At 73.2% G+C, this 15,769-nt stretch carries 13 protein-coding genes; 9 read left to right on the top strand and 4 right to left on the bottom strand.

The window, feature by feature from the left end; all coding sequences use genetic code 11:
- The first annotated feature begins 78 nt into the window (after positions 1 to 78).
- Entirely contained in the window at positions 79 to 1,209 is a 1,131-nt protein-coding gene (locus tag C4U03_RS20940; RefSeq protein ID WP_103939534.1) for an HlyD family secretion protein, read from the top strand.
- 62 nt (positions 1,210 to 1,271) lie between these two features.
- Here C4U03_RS20940 and C4U03_RS20935 read toward each other — a convergent pair whose 3' ends face one another.
- Positions 1,272 to 2,222: an MBL fold metallo-hydrolase gene (locus C4U03_RS20935; RefSeq protein ID WP_103939533.1), complete on the bottom strand. Its 951-nt coding sequence runs from the start codon at positions 2,220 to 2,222 to the stop codon at positions 1,272 to 1,274.
- 204 nt (positions 2,223 to 2,426) lie between these two features.
- Here C4U03_RS20935 and C4U03_RS20930 point away from each other — a divergent pair, with 204 nt between their 5' ends.
- A complete protein-coding gene (locus C4U03_RS20930) occupies positions 2,427 to 3,821 on the top strand; it encodes an FAD-binding oxidoreductase (RefSeq protein ID WP_103939532.1) in 1,395 nt (464 codons plus the stop codon).
- A gap of 67 nt (positions 3,822 to 3,888) precedes the next feature.
- Here C4U03_RS20930 and C4U03_RS20925 read toward each other — a convergent pair whose 3' ends face one another.
- Both C4U03_RS20925 and C4U03_RS20920 read right to left on the bottom strand, forming a co-directional pair.
- Positions 3,889 to 4,398: a YcxB family protein gene (locus C4U03_RS20925; RefSeq protein WP_103939531.1), complete on the bottom strand. Its 510-nt coding sequence runs from the start codon at positions 4,396 to 4,398 to the stop codon at positions 3,889 to 3,891.
- A gap of 225 nt (positions 4,399 to 4,623) precedes the next feature.
- A complete protein-coding gene (locus C4U03_RS20920; protein ID WP_103939530.1) occupies positions 4,624 to 5,271 on the bottom strand; it encodes a LysE family translocator in 648 nt (215 codons plus the stop codon).
- A gap of 238 nt (positions 5,272 to 5,509) precedes the next feature.
- On the opposite strand from C4U03_RS20920, the gene C4U03_RS20915 reads away from it, so the two are divergent.
- Positions 5,510 to 6,847, top strand: coding sequence for an aminotransferase-like domain-containing protein (locus C4U03_RS20915; RefSeq protein ID WP_103939529.1), 1,338 nt, complete (start codon positions 5,510 to 5,512; stop codon positions 6,845 to 6,847).
- A 293-nt stretch (positions 6,848 to 7,140) separates the two neighbouring features.
- On the opposite strand, the gene C4U03_RS20910 is transcribed toward C4U03_RS20915, so the two are convergent.
- The gene (locus C4U03_RS20910) at positions 7,141 to 7,851 is read right to left on the bottom strand and encodes a GntR family transcriptional regulator (protein WP_235018009.1); all 711 of its coding nucleotides are present in this window, start codon (positions 7,849 to 7,851) and stop codon (positions 7,141 to 7,143) included.
- Positions 7,852 to 8,115: 264 nt separating this feature from the next.
- On the opposite strand from C4U03_RS20910, the gene C4U03_RS20905 reads away from it, so the two are divergent.
- From C4U03_RS20905 to C4U03_RS42540, 6 genes are all read left to right on the top strand, one after another.
- On the top strand, positions 8,116 to 9,360 hold the full coding sequence (locus tag C4U03_RS20905) for a CoA transferase (RefSeq protein WP_235018008.1): 1,245 nt from the start codon (positions 8,116 to 8,118) through the stop codon (positions 9,358 to 9,360).
- Positions 9,361 to 9,415: 55 nt separating this feature from the next.
- Positions 9,416 to 10,207, top strand: coding sequence for an FAS1-like dehydratase domain-containing protein (locus tag C4U03_RS20900; RefSeq protein WP_235018007.1), 792 nt, complete (start codon positions 9,416 to 9,418; stop codon positions 10,205 to 10,207).
- A gap of 107 nt (positions 10,208 to 10,314) precedes the next feature.
- On the top strand, positions 10,315 to 11,469 hold the full coding sequence (locus tag C4U03_RS20895; protein WP_103939525.1) for an acyl-CoA dehydrogenase family protein: 1,155 nt from the start codon (positions 10,315 to 10,317) through the stop codon (positions 11,467 to 11,469).
- Between the two features lie 212 nt (positions 11,470 to 11,681).
- A complete protein-coding gene (locus tag C4U03_RS20890) occupies positions 11,682 to 12,263 on the top strand; it encodes an ArsR/SmtB family transcription factor (RefSeq protein ID WP_103939524.1) in 582 nt (193 codons plus the stop codon).
- A 205-nt stretch (positions 12,264 to 12,468) separates the two neighbouring features.
- Positions 12,469 to 13,221, top strand: a complete 753-nt coding sequence (locus C4U03_RS20885; protein ID WP_103939523.1) for an ABC transporter ATP-binding protein — start codon at positions 12,469 to 12,471, stop codon at positions 13,219 to 13,221.
- On the top strand, positions 13,218 to 15,716 hold the full coding sequence (locus C4U03_RS42540) for an ABC transporter permease (RefSeq protein ID WP_103939522.1): 2,499 nt from the start codon (positions 13,218 to 13,220) through the stop codon (positions 15,714 to 15,716). Before C4U03_RS20885 ends, C4U03_RS42540 begins: the two co-directional genes overlap by 4 nt.
- Positions 15,717 to 15,769 lie beyond the last annotated feature (53 nt).

Below are 15,769 nucleotides of genomic sequence, written 5' to 3'. Positions count from 1 at the left end.
ATCCGGGCCGGTCCTTCTCACCGAATTCTCACCTTCCCGGAACGGGACGCCCAGAATGCTCGGGCATCCTCGTCTGCCATGACCCGACGCCCCCTGATCCGCAGACTGCCGCAGGCTCCGGTCCCGGCCCGGCCGGCGCTCGCGGTGGCGATCGCCGTCTCCGTCGTCATCGCCGTCGCCGTGGTGGTGCTGTGGCCGGGCGGCGGCGCCTCCGCGCCCGCTGCGGCCTCCCGTGGCGCCGCGGACGCCGAGGCGGTGACGACGGTGACCGCCGCCGGAACGGTGCGCAGCGCCGACACCCGCGAGCTGGCCTTCGGCACGTCGGGAACGGTGACCGGGCTCGGCGTCCGCGTCGGGGACAAGGTCAGGGCCGGCCAGGTCCTGGCCCGCCTCGACGACACCGAGGCCCGCGAGGCCCTGGAGGTGGCCGAGGCCGCGCTGAACGCCGCCATCGAGGCGCGCGACCGGCCGTCCGGCGGCGGGACCCAGGACCAGTGCGTCACCACGACCATGGCGACCACCGGCTCGCCCCTCCCCACCGCGACCCGGACCGTACAGCCGACTCCTTCACCGACCCGCAGCACGTCTCCCGGTGGCGGTGGAGGCGATCAGCCTGGTGGCGACGGCGGCGACCGGTCCGGCGGCGGGGGCGGTGGCGATCAGCCTGGTGATGGCGGCGGCGGCCGGTCCGGTGGCGGCGGCCGGTCCGGAGATGACCAGTCCGGCGGCGGCTGCCAGGCGGGCGGCGGGGGCCAGGCGGGCGGTACCGGATCGTCGGACCGGTCGGCGGTGCAGGCCGAGGCACAGGTCACCCAGGCCGAGGCCAGGGTGAGGCAGGCCCGGCGCGCGCTGGCCGGCACCCGGCTGACCGCGCCGATCGACGGCACCGTGCTCGCCGTGTCCGGCACCACCGGAACCCAGGTGTCCGGCACCGGCGCCGGCGGCTTCATCACCCTCGGCGACCTGACCGAACTGCAGGTCGAGGGCATGTTCTCGCAGAGCGACCTGGCCCGCCTGAAGATCGGCCAGGAGGCCGGGATCACCGTGACGGCCCGGCCCGGGGAACACTTCACCGGAACGGTCGTGCACATCGACCCGGCCGCCACCGTCGACGGCGACCTGGTCCGCTACGGCGTCAAGATCGCCTTCGACGACTCCCCCCAGGGCCTGCTGGAGGGCATGAACGCCGGCGTCACCATCACCCCCTGACCCCCGGACACCGCCCGCTGGAACGGAGTCCGGCCGTTCTCCGGTCCGTGCGAGACGGGCGGCTAGACCGAGGTGGGCATCGGGCCGCCGTTGAAGGTGACCGCGTCCAGGGCGGCCTTGGCCAGGTCGAAGGGCTCGCCGGTCTTGTCGGCGTAGACCCGGTGCACGTTGAACGCCAGCCGTTCGGCGTCCGCCCAGGTGGCGAACTCGCCCAGATCGGCACGCTGGACGGCCTCCAGCGGCGGCACCCCGTCGTGCAGGCCGTCGGTGGCGACCTCCAGGACGAACCGGTAGTAGCGCTCGTGCGCGGCCAGCACCTCGGGCAGCGCGGCCTCGTCACAGATCGGGCCGTGCCCCGGCACCACCCGCGCGGGCTCGAAGGAGGCGACCCAGTCCAGCGAGCGCAGCGCGCCGGTGACCGAGCCCATGCCCAGCATCGGGGTCAGCCCGTTGAAGATCAGGTCGCCGGTGAACAGCACCCGCTCCTGCGGCAGCCAGGCGACCACGTCCCCCGGGGTGTGCGCGGGGTAGCCGGGATGGCGCAGCTCGACCCGGCGGTCGCCGAGGTTCACCGCCAGCTCGGAGGTCATCGTCAGGTCCGGCGGGCGGCGGGTGACCGCGCCCCAGTCCGGCACCGGCTCCCACAGCGGCGGGCAGCCGTCGATGATGAAGTCGGCCAGGATGCCCCGGCGGGTCTCCTCGTGCGCGATCAGCACCGTGGTCGCGGGCAGCAGCGAGTTGCCGTGGGTGTGGTCACCGTGCAGGTGGGTGCTGACCGCGTAGCGCAGCGGAACGTCACCGGTGGCCGCCCGCAGCGCGTCCAGGAACCGGCGGGTGCGGGCCTCGGTGGCGCAGGTGTCGATGACGAGGACGCCCTCCGGCCCCGCCACCGCCCCGGCGTTGTTGACCCACCACGTCGCCTCGGGCTGCACCCAGGCGTAGACGTCCTCGGTCAGCTGGTGCAGGGCGGCGTTCGCAGGCCCGGCGGCGCCGCCGGATGCCGATGTCGTCATACCGCCGAGCCTACTGAGGCTCCCGGCGATTGCCCCCGATCCCGGCGATTGCGGCAAGCCGTCCGGCCGATCTTGGACGTGGCCGGATGATCTTTCGTTCCGGTATCCGCTGTGGTGAGACCTTTTTCGCAGTACCGGCCCCGGCCCGAACCGGCGTTCCCGGCGCGCTGTCATATCGCCCGGAAGCTGACGGGGAGGACTTGGATGTCTCTGGTAACGATCAATCAGGCCGATGTGGACACGCTCGCGGCGGCCGTCGCCGGTCCGGTGCTGCGGGGGCGGGATCCGCAGGCCGGCGAGGAGCTCGGCGGGTTCGCCCCCGCTCCCGGCCACCGCGCCGACCTGGTGGTGGGGGCCGCCTCGGCGCAGGACGTGGCCGCGGCGGTCGCCTTCGCGGAACGGCACGGCCTGGCCGTCACCGTGCACTCCACCGGGCACGGCATGTACCGGCCCGCGGACGGCGGGCTGGTGATCACGACACGGCGGATGCAGGGCGTGGAGATCGACCCGCAGGCGCGTACCGCCCGGGTCGAGGCGGGGGTGCGCTGGGAGAGCGTGGTGCAGGCCGCCGCCGGGCACGGGCTGGCGGCGCTGTGCGGCTCGGCCCCCTCGGTGGGCGTCGTCGGCTATCTGGTGGGCGGGGGCATCGGGCCGTTCGTCCGCACCTACGGGGCCTCGGCCGACTACGTCCGCTCGTTCGAGGTGGTCACCGCCGACGGCGCGCTGCGGCAGGTCGGCGCCGACCACGAGCCGGAGCTGTTCTGGGCGCTGCTCGGCGGGGGCGGGGCGTTCTGCGTGGTCACGGCGGTGGTGATCGAACTGGCGCCGCTGACGCATTTCTACGGTGGCGGCGTGTACTTCCCCGGCGAGGCGGCCGCCGAGCTGCTGCACGCCTACCGCGAGTGGGCACCGGGGCTGCCCGAGACGACCACCACCTCGATCGCGGTGCTGCGGCTGCCCCCGGACCCGGCGCTGCCCGAGCCGCTGCGCGGGCAAATGGTGGTGCACCTGCGGGTCGGCCACGTCGGCCCGGCGGAGGAGGGCGAACGCCTGCTCGCCCCGATGCGCGGTGTCGCCAGGCCGCTGATGGACATGATCACCCTGCGGCCCTACCGGGAGGTCGGCTTGATCCACATGGACCCGGAGGCGGTGCCGGTGCCGATGGCCGAGAACGGGCTGGCGCTGGCGGAACTGCCCGCCAAGGCGGTCGACGCGCTGCTGGACGTGGCCGGTCCGCAGTCCCGGCTTCCGCTGACGAAGGTGGAGATCCGCCACGTCGCCACCGGCCGCGTCAAGGACCCGTCCACGCTGAGCGCGGTCACCATGCGGGATGCCGTCTTCTGCACGCACGTCGTGGCGGCCGCACCTCCCGGCCTGGAGGAGGTGACGAACGCGGCGGTGGGCTCCCTCATGACGGCCCTGGAGCCGTACGGCACGGGCCGCACCCCGTACACCTTCCTGGGCCCCGGCGACGACGCGGGCCGCACGGGCTGGCCCGCCCCCGCCGTTGAACGCGTGGCGACCGTCAAGCGCACCTACGACCCGCGCAACATCCTCCACTCCGGCCGAGCCCTCCCGGACCCGGCCGACATGTCCTGACGTTCCCCGAACGGCCCGGCCCTCCCGGCCGGGCCACCCGGGTAACACCGACCATGAGGGCGGTCTTTCAGAGGGCTCCGGCCTTCTGCCGGGCGGCGAAGAAGCCGTCGAGTTCGGCCTGTTGCTCGCTGGTGAAGGCGCGCCTGGGGAGGAAGGCCGAGCACTGCTTGCCCACGAAGAGCAGCCAGAACTCCGGGGTGCTCACGACCCGCCCGAACAGGGGCCACCGCATCGTGGTGGCGGACTGGTCGGTTCGGTACTCGTACCCGTCGTCGGTGAACCGGAGAGTCGTGGGCACGCAGAGGTACGTGAGCTGCCGCTTGGCGAGTCGGCGGGCCGACCAGGCCAGCACGAAGGGGAACAGGACGGCCCCGGCGAGCATGCCGACGCCCAGCCCTATGGCGTCGACCAGGAGGCAGGTGATCCCCGACACGGCCAGGATCGTCGGCACTGCCAGGCGGACGGCCCTGAGCTGTAGCTTGAGGCCCCGGTGGAGGGCTCGCCCCACTTCATCGGGCGTGAGCTCGTATTCGATCGTGAAGTCCACCATGCCGCCTTCGTCCAGGAAGGCGACCATCCTTCACAACCCCGCCCGGCGTCGCAACGCCGTGCCGCGTTGCGGACGACGACTGGACCGGACGCCCGGCCACCTCGCCGATTTTGACGTTATCGCACGCTGAATCGCGTTCAGGCGACCATAACGTCAAGATCGGCGCGTCTTTCGGGTCAGTGGGGGGTCGGGGCGGGGTGAGGCGGGGCCCCGCCGAGGCTGGACGGACATCGAATGCGCGGGGCGACGGTGTCAGAGGTCCGGCGGGCCTGCGGAGTCGCCGAGGGCGAGCATGATGGCCAGTGTCCCGAGCATGCCGCCCATGGCGACCCGCTGTGCCCGCAGCCAGGAGGGGCGGTCGGCCAGGAGGTTCGCGATGGCGCCGGCGGCCAGCACGATCGACAGGTTCACCGAGACGGCCACCGCCATCTGGAAACCGCCGAGGACGATGCCCTGGAGCAGCACGTTCCCCTTGTCGAGGTCGATGAACTGCGGAATGACCGAGATGTACAGGATGGCGATCTTCGGGTTGAGCAGGTTCGTCATCAGGCCCATGGCGAAGAGTCGGCGCGGGGAGTCCGCCGGCACGTCCTGAACGGTGAAGACCGACATCCCGCCGGGCTTGACGGTGTTCCAGGCGAGCCACAGCAGGTAAAGGGCACCGGCGATCCTGATGACGGACAGGAGTTCGGGAACGGCGGCGAACAGCACCGCCAGGCCCAGGTTCGCGCCCACCAGGTAGACCAGGAACCCGGCCGCTACCCCGCCCAGCGAGATGATTCCGGCCCGGCGGCCTTGGCCGATGCTCCGTGACACCAGGTACAGCATGTTCGGGCCGGGGGACAGGACCATCCCGAGCGCGATGGATGCCACGCCGAGCACCGCGCTCTGTTCGACCATCGCCACCACCTGCTTTCTGCGATCGACACGGCGTTCGCGGGCACGCCCCGAACGGCTTTCCATGCCGTTTCGCATCGATTTAGGCCGCTTGCATCGAAGCTATCCGGTAGCTCTATCTCAGTGCAATATGTATATTGCTCTCGGAGCAATTTTGTGTTTGGCTTCTGTGTAGCTCGCTTTGCGCCCGTGTGCCGTCCTGGTGCCACGCTCATGCGGCGCCCACGGAGAGGAGACGGCGATGGCGGACTACCGGCGGGTGGCCGACGAGGTGGCCGCGGACATCACGGCCGGACGGCTGCGGCCGGGCGACCGCCTGCCGACACAGCGGGAGTTCGCCCGGCGGCGGGGCATCGCCGCCTCCACCGCCGCCCGCGTCTACGGGGAGTTGACCCGCCGTGGCCTGACGGTCGGCGAGGTCGGCCGCGGTACGTTCGTGCGGGCCACCGCCCGGCAGCCGGGCCCCGCCCTCGCCGAACCCGCCGACTCCATGATCGACTTGGAGCTCAGCCACTGCGTCGTGCCCGGGCAGGCGGAACTGCTCGCGGGCGGCCTCGGCGCCCTGCTGCGCCCGGACGTCCTGGAGTCGGCCATGCGGCCGATCGGCGTGGACGGCACCCCCCTGGCGCGGAGCCTCGTCGCCGACCTGCTCGCGCGCGGAGACTGGCGGCCGGACCCGGCGCGGGTGCTGTTCGCCGGCAACGGCCGTCAGGCGATCGCGGCGGCCGTGTCCGCGCTGGTCCCCCCGGGGGCCCGGCTGGGGGCCGAGGAGCTGACCTATCCGGTCCTCAAGGCGATCGCCGGCCGGCTCGGGGTCACCGTCGTACCACTGGCCGTCGATGAGGCCGGACTCGTCCCGGAGGCCGTCGAGGCCGCCATGCGCAAGGCCCCGCTGAAGGCGATCTACCTCCAGCCCACGCTGCACAACCCGCTGTCGCTCACCATGCCCGAGCAACGCCGGGCCGAGCTCGCCGGTGTCCTGGAGCGGCTGAACATTTTCGCGATCGAGGACGTCATCTGGTCGTTCCTGCGGGATGACCTGCCGCACCTCGCCGCGCTGGCCCCCGAGCACACCCTTGTCATCGACAGCCTCTCCAAGCGGCTCGCGCCCGGACTGACCCTCGGGTTCGCCGTCGTCCCGCAGGCCGCCGCCCCGAACATGGCAACGGCCCTGCGCTCCGGCGGATCGACGCCGATGCGCTTGGCGCTGGATGCGGCGACCCGGTGGCTGACCGACGGCGTCCTACGGTCGGTGACCCGCGCCAAGCAGCGCGAGGCGGCCGTCCGGCAGGAGATCGCCGCCCGGCATCTGGGCGAGTTCGCGGTCCACGGCGACCCGCGCTCCTTCTACTGCTGGTGGGAGCTTCCGAGCCCATGGCGGGCCGACACCTTCGTGGCCGCCGCCGCCCGCCGCGGCATCGCCGTCACCCCCGGGGCGGCCTTCACCGTAGGCCGGTACCGCGCCCCGAACGCCGTCCGGCTCGGCCTCGCCTCTCCCCCGGCCGAAACCCTCTCACACGCCCTGGCCACGCTCGCCGGGCTGGCCAGGTCCGCCCCGGACGACCTGGTCGCCGAGTGACCGGTCACAGCTGGCCTGGCGCGAACCGCCGCCGTCGCACGCCGGAGCCGGAAACGACCTTCACGGGTCGCCGCCCGGGTCGCTCTCGAACGCCGCGTTCACCGCGATGAGGAACCAGGCCCCGGCGACCATGCCGGCCAGGCCGTTCCTGCGGTGGAGTCTCAGAACGAGACCGTGCCAGGGATCGCCCTGTTCACAGGACCGCCGGGTGAAGAGAGCAGGGCAATGGCCTGTCCTGGACTCTCGGGCTTGGGGCGGGAGGGGGCCACTAGGGGTGCGTACGCGGGGGTGCGTTACTTCGGTGGTGCGGGGGGCTCCTCCAGGACGCCGCGGCTGCGGAGGTGGTCGATCAGGAGGCGGCCCACGTGGCGGATGTGGTCGGTCATCGCCGTGCGGGCGGCCTCGGGGTCGCGGGAGTGCAGGGCGTCGAAGATCGCGGAGTGGTCGTGGGCGGACGCCTCGGCCCAGCCCTCGACCTTGCCGAAGAAGCGCAGCGGCACGTAGTGGACGGTCAGGTTGAGCAGGGCGGTCATCCGGGAGGAGCCGGAGGAGCGGTTGATCGTCCGGTGGATCTCGTGGTTGAGGGCGTCGACGAGGTCGGCGGCGCCGTCCCGGGCCGCCCGCTCCAGCCTGGCCTGGATCCGCCGCAGGTGTTCGATCTCCGGCTCGCCCAGCGCGGTCGCCGCGCGGGCGGCCAGCTCGCCGGCGATGTAGGACTGGACGTTGAACAGGTCGTCGACGTCGCGTTCGGTCAGCGGCAGCACCCGGAAGCCGCGGCGGGGCTCCCAGCGGACCGCGCCCTCGCTGTGCAGGATCATCAGGGCCTCCCGTACCGGGGTGGCGCTGATGCCCAGCTCGGCGGCCAGATGCTCGGTGCGGACGTAGGCGGGGGCGCGCAGCTCGCCGATCATGATGGCCTCCCGCAGGTGGACGGCGACCTGCTCACTGAGCTGCTTGCCCGCCAGCGCGGGACGGCCCGCGCTCGGCTCCGCGTCGCCGGACATCGGCCCCTCCTCCGCCGTCGGCCTCTTCCGGACCAGGCCGAGCATAGAACGGGGCCACCGCGAACGGCTCCAGGGCGGCGACCGGCGGACAGGAAAGCCCGGCACGGTGATCGGGCCCAGGGAGCCGGCCTGCGGCGTCGCCCCACCCCATAGGGCCACCCGGCAGGGTGACGCCGCAGGGTGAGGGATATTCTATAGAATCCATAATCAGTGAGACGATCGGGGCGCCGTCCCGGCCGTCCCTGGACGTCCGAGGAGCGCGAGTTGGCTGGTGAGGAGAGTCCCGGCGGGTTGCCGCTGGCGGGGATGCGGGTGATCGAGCTGTCCAGCTTCGTGGCCGCGCCGCTCGGCGGGATGACGCTGGCGCAGCTCGGCGCGGACGTGATCCGGATCGACCAGATCGGCGGCGGGCCGGACATCGACCGCTGGCCGCTGGCCCCGTCCGGGCGGAGCCTGTACTGGGCCGGGCTCAACAAGGGCAAGCGGTCGGTCACCGTGGACCTGCGGTCGCCCGAGGGCCGCCGCGTCGTCGCCGACCTCGTCGCCGAGAGCGGGTTCGTCCTCACCAACGCCGCCCCCCGCGACGGCCTGGCCTACGAGCAACTGCGCGAGCGGCGGCCCGACCTGGTCCATGTCCGGCTCCTCGGCCTGCGCGGCGGCGGCAACGCCGTCGACTACACGGTGAACGTCTCCACCGGCTTCCCGTACGTGACCGGCCCCGAGGACCACGCCGGCCCGGTCAACCACGTTCTGCCGGTGTGGGACGTGGCGTGCGGTCTCTACCTGGCGGTGGGCCTGCTGGCGGCCGAACGGCGCCGGCTGCGCACCGGGGAGGGGCAGCGGATCGAGGTCGCCCTGAGCGATATCGCGCTGGCCACCGCCGGGAACCTCGGCTACCTGGCGGAGGCCCAGTTGTGCGCCGAGCCCAGGCGCCGGATCGGCAACGACCTGTTCGGCGACTTCGGGCGGGACTTCGCCACCGGCGACGGGCGGCGGGTCATGATGGTGGTGCTGTCGGCCCGGCACTGGCGTGACCTGGTCGCCGCGACCGGCCTCGGCGAGGTGACCGCCGCGCTGGAACGGGCGCTCGGCGTGGACTTCCGGGAGGCGGGCGACCGCTACACCCACCGGGAGACCCTCGCCGGGATCCTCACCCCGTGGTTCGCGGGCCGCACCTGCGCGGAGATCGAGGAGGCGTTCAAGGGCACCTCCGTTCTGTGGTCCCGCTACCGCAGTTTCTCCGACCTGGCGGCGGACGGCGCCGCCACCCTGCGCGCCGAGCCGCTGATGGGCGAGCTGACCCAGCCCGGCATCGGCCGCCACCTCGCTCCCGGCTCCCCCCTGCTGCTCGGCGGAACGCAGCGTTCGCCCAGTCCGGCGCCTCTGCTCGGCCAGCACACCGACGAGGTCCTGCGCGAGCTGCTGTCCCTGCCCGACGACGAGCTGAACGACCTGCGCACCCGTGGCGTGGTCGGAGAGCAGGCGTCCGGCGTCCGGCGGGAGGTGTGAGGTGACCGAGGGGCTTGCCGCGCATGTGAGCGGATGGAGTCCGAGGGCTCAGTCCATGACGGACGAGCTGCCGCCCGGTCCGGCGGCGGTGCTGGCCGGAGTGCTCGACCGGCCCGGGGACGCTCCCGGTCAGGGGGAGCCGCTGCCACCGCTGTGGCACTGGCTGTACTTCCTCGAATGGCCGGCGCAGTCGGAGCTGGGCGCCGACGGACATCCCGCGCACGGGCACTTCCTGCCGCCGATCCCGGAGCGGACCCGGATGTTCGCCGGGGGCAGGCTGCGGGTGCACGCGCCGCTTGAGGTGGGCCGCCCGGCGGTACGCACGTCCACGCTCGCCGGGGTCAACGTCAAGCAGGGCCGGACGGGCGAGATGCTGTTCGTGACCGTACGGCACGAGATCCGGCAGACCGGCGAGCTGCGGATCACCGACGAGCAGGACCTGGTGTACCGCTCGGGGTCGGCACCGGCCCGGCACGAGCTCGACACCCGGCCGCTGCCGTCCTCCCAGGACCCCTGGCGGCTACCGGTGGCGGCCGACACACCGCTGCTGTTCCGCTTCAGCGCGCTGACCGCCAACGCCCACCGCATCCACTACGACGCGCCGTACGCGCGGGACGTGGAGGGTTACCCCGGGCTCGTCGTCCATGGCCCGCTGCTGGCCGTTCTCATGGCCGAGCTGCCCCGGCGGCACGCTCCCGAACGCCGGGTGACCGGCCTGACGTACCGGTTCCGCCGGCCGGTGTTCCTGGGGGAGCAGGCGCTGGTGACCGGCGGCCCGGACGGGCGGCTGGCGGTCGTGGGGCCTTCCGGCGAGTCGAGGGCCGAGGCCACGGCGGAGTTCGCGTGACCTCCCCGAAGGGCCGGACGATCGGCAGGCGCGTGGCCGGTCGTGGGCGCCGGGTGCCGGTCTGTGCCGGCGGGCGCCGCGCCGCGTCGGCGGAAAGGAACTGAGACATGTACGAGCTGGACGCCGAGGAGCGCGCGGTCGTGGAGACGGTCCGCGACTTCGTGGACCGCGAGGTGCGGCCGGTCGCCCGCGACCTGGAGCATTCCGACACCTATCCCGAGAAGCTGATCGAGCAGATGAAGCGGCTCGGCGTGTTCGGGCTGGCCATTCCCGAGCCGTACGGGCCAGGCAGCGTCTCCACGCCGTGTTACGCGCTGGTCGCCGAGGAGCTGGCGCGCGGCTGGATGAGCCTGGCCGGGGCGATGGGCGGCCACACGGTGGTGTCCAAGCTGATCCTGGCGTTCGGCACCGAGGAGCAGAAGCGGCACTACCTGCCGCGCATGGCGACCGGGGAGGTCCGCGCGGCGATGGCGCTGACCGAGCCCGGCGGCGGCTCCGACCTGCAGGCGATGCGGACGGTGGCGGCCAGGGACGGCGACGACTACGTCATCGACGGGGCCAAGACCTGGATCACCAACGCCCGCCGCGCCCAGCTCATCGCCGTGCTGTGCAAGACCGACCCCCAGGCCCGGCCCGCGCACACCGGCGTCAGCATCCTGCTGGTGGAGAAGGTCCCGGGCCTGACCGTCTCCAAGGACCTGCCGAAGCTGGGCTACAAGGGCGTGGAGAGCTGTGAGCTGGTCTTCACCGGCTGCCGCGTCCCCCGTACCGCCCTGCTCGGTGGGGTGGAGGGCCAGGGCTTCGCGCAGATGATGAAGGGGCTGGAGATCGGCCGCATCCAGGTCGCCGCCCGCGCCACCGGCGTCGCCCGCGCCGCCTTCGACGACGCCTTCCGGTACGCCCAGGAGCGCGAGAGCTTCGGCAAGCCCATCTGGAAGCACCAGTCCATCGGCAACTACCTGGCCGACATGGCCACCAAGCTGACCGCCGCCCGCCGCCTGCTGATGTACGCGGCCGAACGCTACGACAGCGGCGACCGCTGCGACATGGAGGCGGGCATGGCCAAGCTGTTCGCCTCCGAGACCGCCATGGAGATCACCCTTAACGCCGTCCGGATCCACGGCGGCTACGGCTACTCCACCGAGTTCGACGTCGAACGCTACTTCCGCGACGCCCCGCTGATGATCGTCGGCGAGGGCACCAACGAGATCCAGCGCAACGTCATCGTCAAGCAGCTCATCAACCGGGGCGGTCTCACCTGACGCGGTGACCGCCCGCCTTCCGGCCGCCGTGGGCGTCCGGAAGGCGGGTCCGCGTCCAGGCTCGCCGGCACGGCCTTACCGGCGCCGCCCACCAGTCCCGGCCGCCCGCCGTTCCGTACGGCGGGCGGCCGAGGTGTTTCAGGACATGTCGACGACCTGGGGACTCCCGTACGAGGGTTGCACAATCTTCTGTGCACAATTAACTTTGCATCATGACCGAGCCCCGGGAGATCACCGATCTGGAGGCGCTCAAGGCGCTGGCGCATCCGCGGCGGCAGGCCATGTTGCGGCATCTGGAGCTGCACGGGCCCGCCACCTCGGCGACCCTCGCCCGCGCGCTGGACCTCAACACCGGCGCGACCAGCTACCACCTGCGCGAGCTGGCCCGGCACGGGTTCGTGGCGGAGATGCCCGAACGCGCCCAGGGCAGGGAGCGGTGGTGGCAGGCGGTCCGCCGGGACCTTCGCTTCCCCCGCCGTTCCCAGCAGGACGAGCAGACCCGGGCGGTCGTGGACGAGATGAACCGCCTGGCCTTCGCCTCGGACCTGGAGCTGTTCGCCCAGGCCCAACTCCAGGCCGACGACCAGGGCCCGTGGGCCGACCTCCCCTACTCGCGGGGCTCCATCCAGGTCACCCCGGACGAGCTACGGGATTTCTTCGAGGAGTTCATCGCACTCCTCAACCGCTACAAGCGCCCTCCCGAGCAGATGCCGTCCCAGGCCCGTACCGTCCTCACCCGTTTCCTGGCCTTCCCGGCCCCCGACGACCAGCCGGCCGAAGGTCCCTCCCCGTGACCACCCGGTCCTCAGACAGGACGACATGACGACTTCGGACGGCGGGCGGCAACCCGGCGTCCGGAGGGACGGCCAGGCCAGGCCCGCGGAGGGCGTGGTCCGGCGAGATGAAAGCGGGCCGCCGAGCGGCAACTCGGCGGCCCGATCCAGCGGAAGGGCACCCGTCTCCACACGCGGCATCCCTCCAGGGAAAGGACAGCAACTCATGCCCCCTGTACGCAAGCCGGCGGACCCGGCCGTGCGGCTCGACTCGGTCAGCAGGACCTATGGACGCGGCCCGGCCGCCTTTACCGCGTTGCGGGAGGTCAGCCTCGACGTTCCGCGCGGGGCGTTCACCGCGGTGATGGGGCCGTCCGGATCCGGCAAGAGCACCCTGCTGCACTGCGCCGCCGGGCTCGACCGGGTCGGCTCCGGGAGGGTCTGGCTCGGCGGGGTCGAGCTGACCGGGATGGGCGAGACGGCGCTCACCGAGTTGCGGCGGGAACGCGTCGGCTTCGTCTTCCAAGCATTCAACCTGGTGCCCGCGCTGACCGTCGCGCAGAACGTCACACTGCCGCTGCGGATGGCGGGCGTCCGCGTCGAGCGAGCGCGGGTGGCGCAGATGCTGGAACGGGTCGGCCTCGCCGGGCGGGCCGGGCACCGGCCGGGGATGCTGTCCGGCGGGCAGCAGCAGCGGGTCGCCATCGCACGGGCGCTGGTCACACGGCCGGAGGTGGTGTTCGCCGACGAGCCCACCGGCGCGCTCGACACCGTCACCGCGCGGGAGATCCTGGACCTGCTGCGGGAGGCGGCCGACGACCTGGGGCAGACGGTGGTGATGGTCACCCACGACCCGGTCGCCGCCGCGTACGCCGACACCGTGCTGTTCCTGGCGGACGGGCGGATCGCCGACGTGCTGGAACGGCCGGGCGCCGACCGGATCGCGGGCCGGATGACCACGCTGGGGGCGCGGGCATGATCGGCCTCCTCGCCCTGGCGACCCTGCGCGCCCGCAAGGCCGCGTTCGCCGGGTCGTTCCTGGCGCTGCTGTGCGCCGCCACGCTGGTCGGCGCCTGCGGGGTACTGCTGGAGACCGGGCTGCGCGGCGGCATCCCCACCGAGCGGTACGCGGGAACGCCCGTCATGGTCGCCGCCGACCAGAGCCTGCACTGGACCAAGCACAAGAAGGACAAGGCCAAGGTCAAGAGCAAGCCCCTCACCGAGCGGGCCTGGCTGCCGGAGTCGGTCGCCGGCCGGCTGCGGTCCGTTCCCGGTGCCGCCGCGATCGTTGCGGAGGTGACGTTCCCCGCGACCGTTGTGGAACGGGCCGGGAAGGCGCCGTCCTGGGGCCATGCCTGGGACTCCGCGCGCCTGACCCCGTACACGCTGCGCGAGGGACGGCCGCCCACCGCACCCGGCGAGGTTGTGCTGGACCAAGGCAGGGTCGGTGAGGAGGTGACGATCCAGGCCACCGACGCACCCGCCCGGTACCGCGTCGTGGGCGTCACCCGGGAGCGGCTGCCCAGCCAGACGAGCGTGTTCTTCTCCGCCGGCGAGGCGCGGCGGCTGGCCCGGCACGACGGCCAGGTCACCGCGCTGGGCGTGCTGGCCAGGCCCGGCGTGGACACTGGCGGGCTGGCGCGTGCGGTGACCGCGGCGGTGAACGGCACCGGCGCCAAGGTCCACGCCGGGAGCGCGCGGGGGCCGCTGGAGTTCCGTGACGCCGACCAGGCCCGGGTCATGCTGATCAGCATGGGCGGCGCGCTGGGCGGCACGTCGCTGCTGGTGGCGGTCCTGGTGGTGGTCGGCACGTTCTCGCTGTCGATCCGGCAGCGGCAGCGGGAACTGGCGGTGCTGCGCGCGGTCGCCGCCACGCCCCGGCAGGTCCGCGCGATGATCGGGCGGGAGGCGCTGGCCGTGGGCGTGCTGGCGGCGGTCCCGGGCGCCGCCCTGGGCGGGCCGGTGGTGGCGTCCTGGCTGCGTTCACGGTTCGTGGAGCTGGGAGCGCTGCCGGACACGCTGGCCCTGGCGCGCAGCCCGTTCCCGGTCGCGGCGGCGGTGGCGGTGGCGGCGACGACGGCCGCCGCCTGGATCGCCGCGCGAGTGTCGTCCCGCCGCACCCTGCGGATCAGGCCGACCGAGGCGCTGTCGGACGCCGCGACCGAGCCGCCCGGCACCGGCCGGGTCCGAGCCTTCGCCGGGCTGGTCGCGCTGGCCGCCCATGTCGTGCTGCTGGTGGTGCTGAGCGGCCTGGACACCGAGGCCGCCGCCTCGCCGGTGACGTTCCTGACCGTGGTGGTGGCCGCCGTCGCCGTCGCGCTGCTCGGCCCCTGGCTGACGCGCGCCACCACCGCCGTGCTCGCCGTGCCGTTGCGGCTGTCGCGGGGACCGGGGTTCCTCGCGGCGGCCAACACCAGGGCGGCGGCGGGACGGCTGGCCACGGTCGTCACGCCGATGGCGCTGGCCGTGGCCATGACCGGCACGATCCTGTTCGTCCAGACGACCATGGGGCACGCGGCGCAACGGCAGGCGGAGGCCGGGACCACCGCCGGGTACGCGCTGGCCGGGATCGCCGGGGTGCCGGACCAGGCCGCCGACGACGCCCGCCGGACGCCCGGAGTCACCGCCGTCACCCGGATCGTGCACACCACCCTGCGCGTGGGACAGGACAAGTACCCCGCGCAGGGCATCACCCCGGCGGGTGCCTCGGCCACCCTGGACCTGGACGTACGGGACGGGTCGCTCGACCGCCTCACGGACGGCGCTGTCGCGCTCAGCACCACCGCCGCAGGCCACCGGAACGCACGCATCGGCGACCGCATCGCGCTCACCCTGGGCGACGGCGCCAAGGTCACCTCCCGGCTCGTCGCCGTCTACGAACGCGGCTTGGGCTTCGGCGACGTGACCCTGCCCTTCGACCTGGTGGCCGCGCACGTCGACCGGCCGCTCGCCGACACGGTGCTCATCAAGGCGGACCCGGCGGCGCACACCGCACTGGCCGGGCTCGCCCGCACCTACCCCGGCCTGCGCGTGCTGGACGGCGACGGTATCCGCGCCGCCCAGCGCGACCGCCAGGCCACCACCGCACAGGTCAACTATCTGGCCATGGGCCTGATCATCGCCTTCACCGCGATCAGCCTGGTCAACGCGCTGGCGATGGCGACCGGGGACCGCCTGCGCGAACTGGCGGCACTGCGGCTGGCCGGCGTCACCCGCCGCCAGGTGCTGCGGATGCTGCGCTGGGAGACCCTGGTCCTGGTCCTGGCCGGCGCGACGACCGGGACCGCGATCGCGTCCGCCACCCTCACCGCGTTCGCGACCGGCATGACGGGCACCCCCAGCCCCTACGCCCCACCCCTCGCCTATGCCGGCCTCGTGGCCACGGTGACCGCCCTCGCCCTGGCCGCCACCGCCCTACCCGCCCGCATCCTGCTCCGCACCAAACCGGCCGAGGCGATCAGAGCCCGCGAGTGACGACCCGACAGGCGCGGGCGGTCACCACCGTGTCCGCCCGCGTCCTGCCCCGT

This window comes from Thermomonospora echinospora, assembly GCF_900108175.1.
In the GTDB taxonomy this organism is placed as follows: domain Bacteria; phylum Actinomycetota; class Actinomycetes; order Streptosporangiales; family Streptosporangiaceae; genus Thermomonospora; species Thermomonospora echinospora.
The sequence above is the reverse complement of the archived record's forward strand: the minus strand, read 5'-3'. Positions and strand labels throughout refer to the sequence as shown.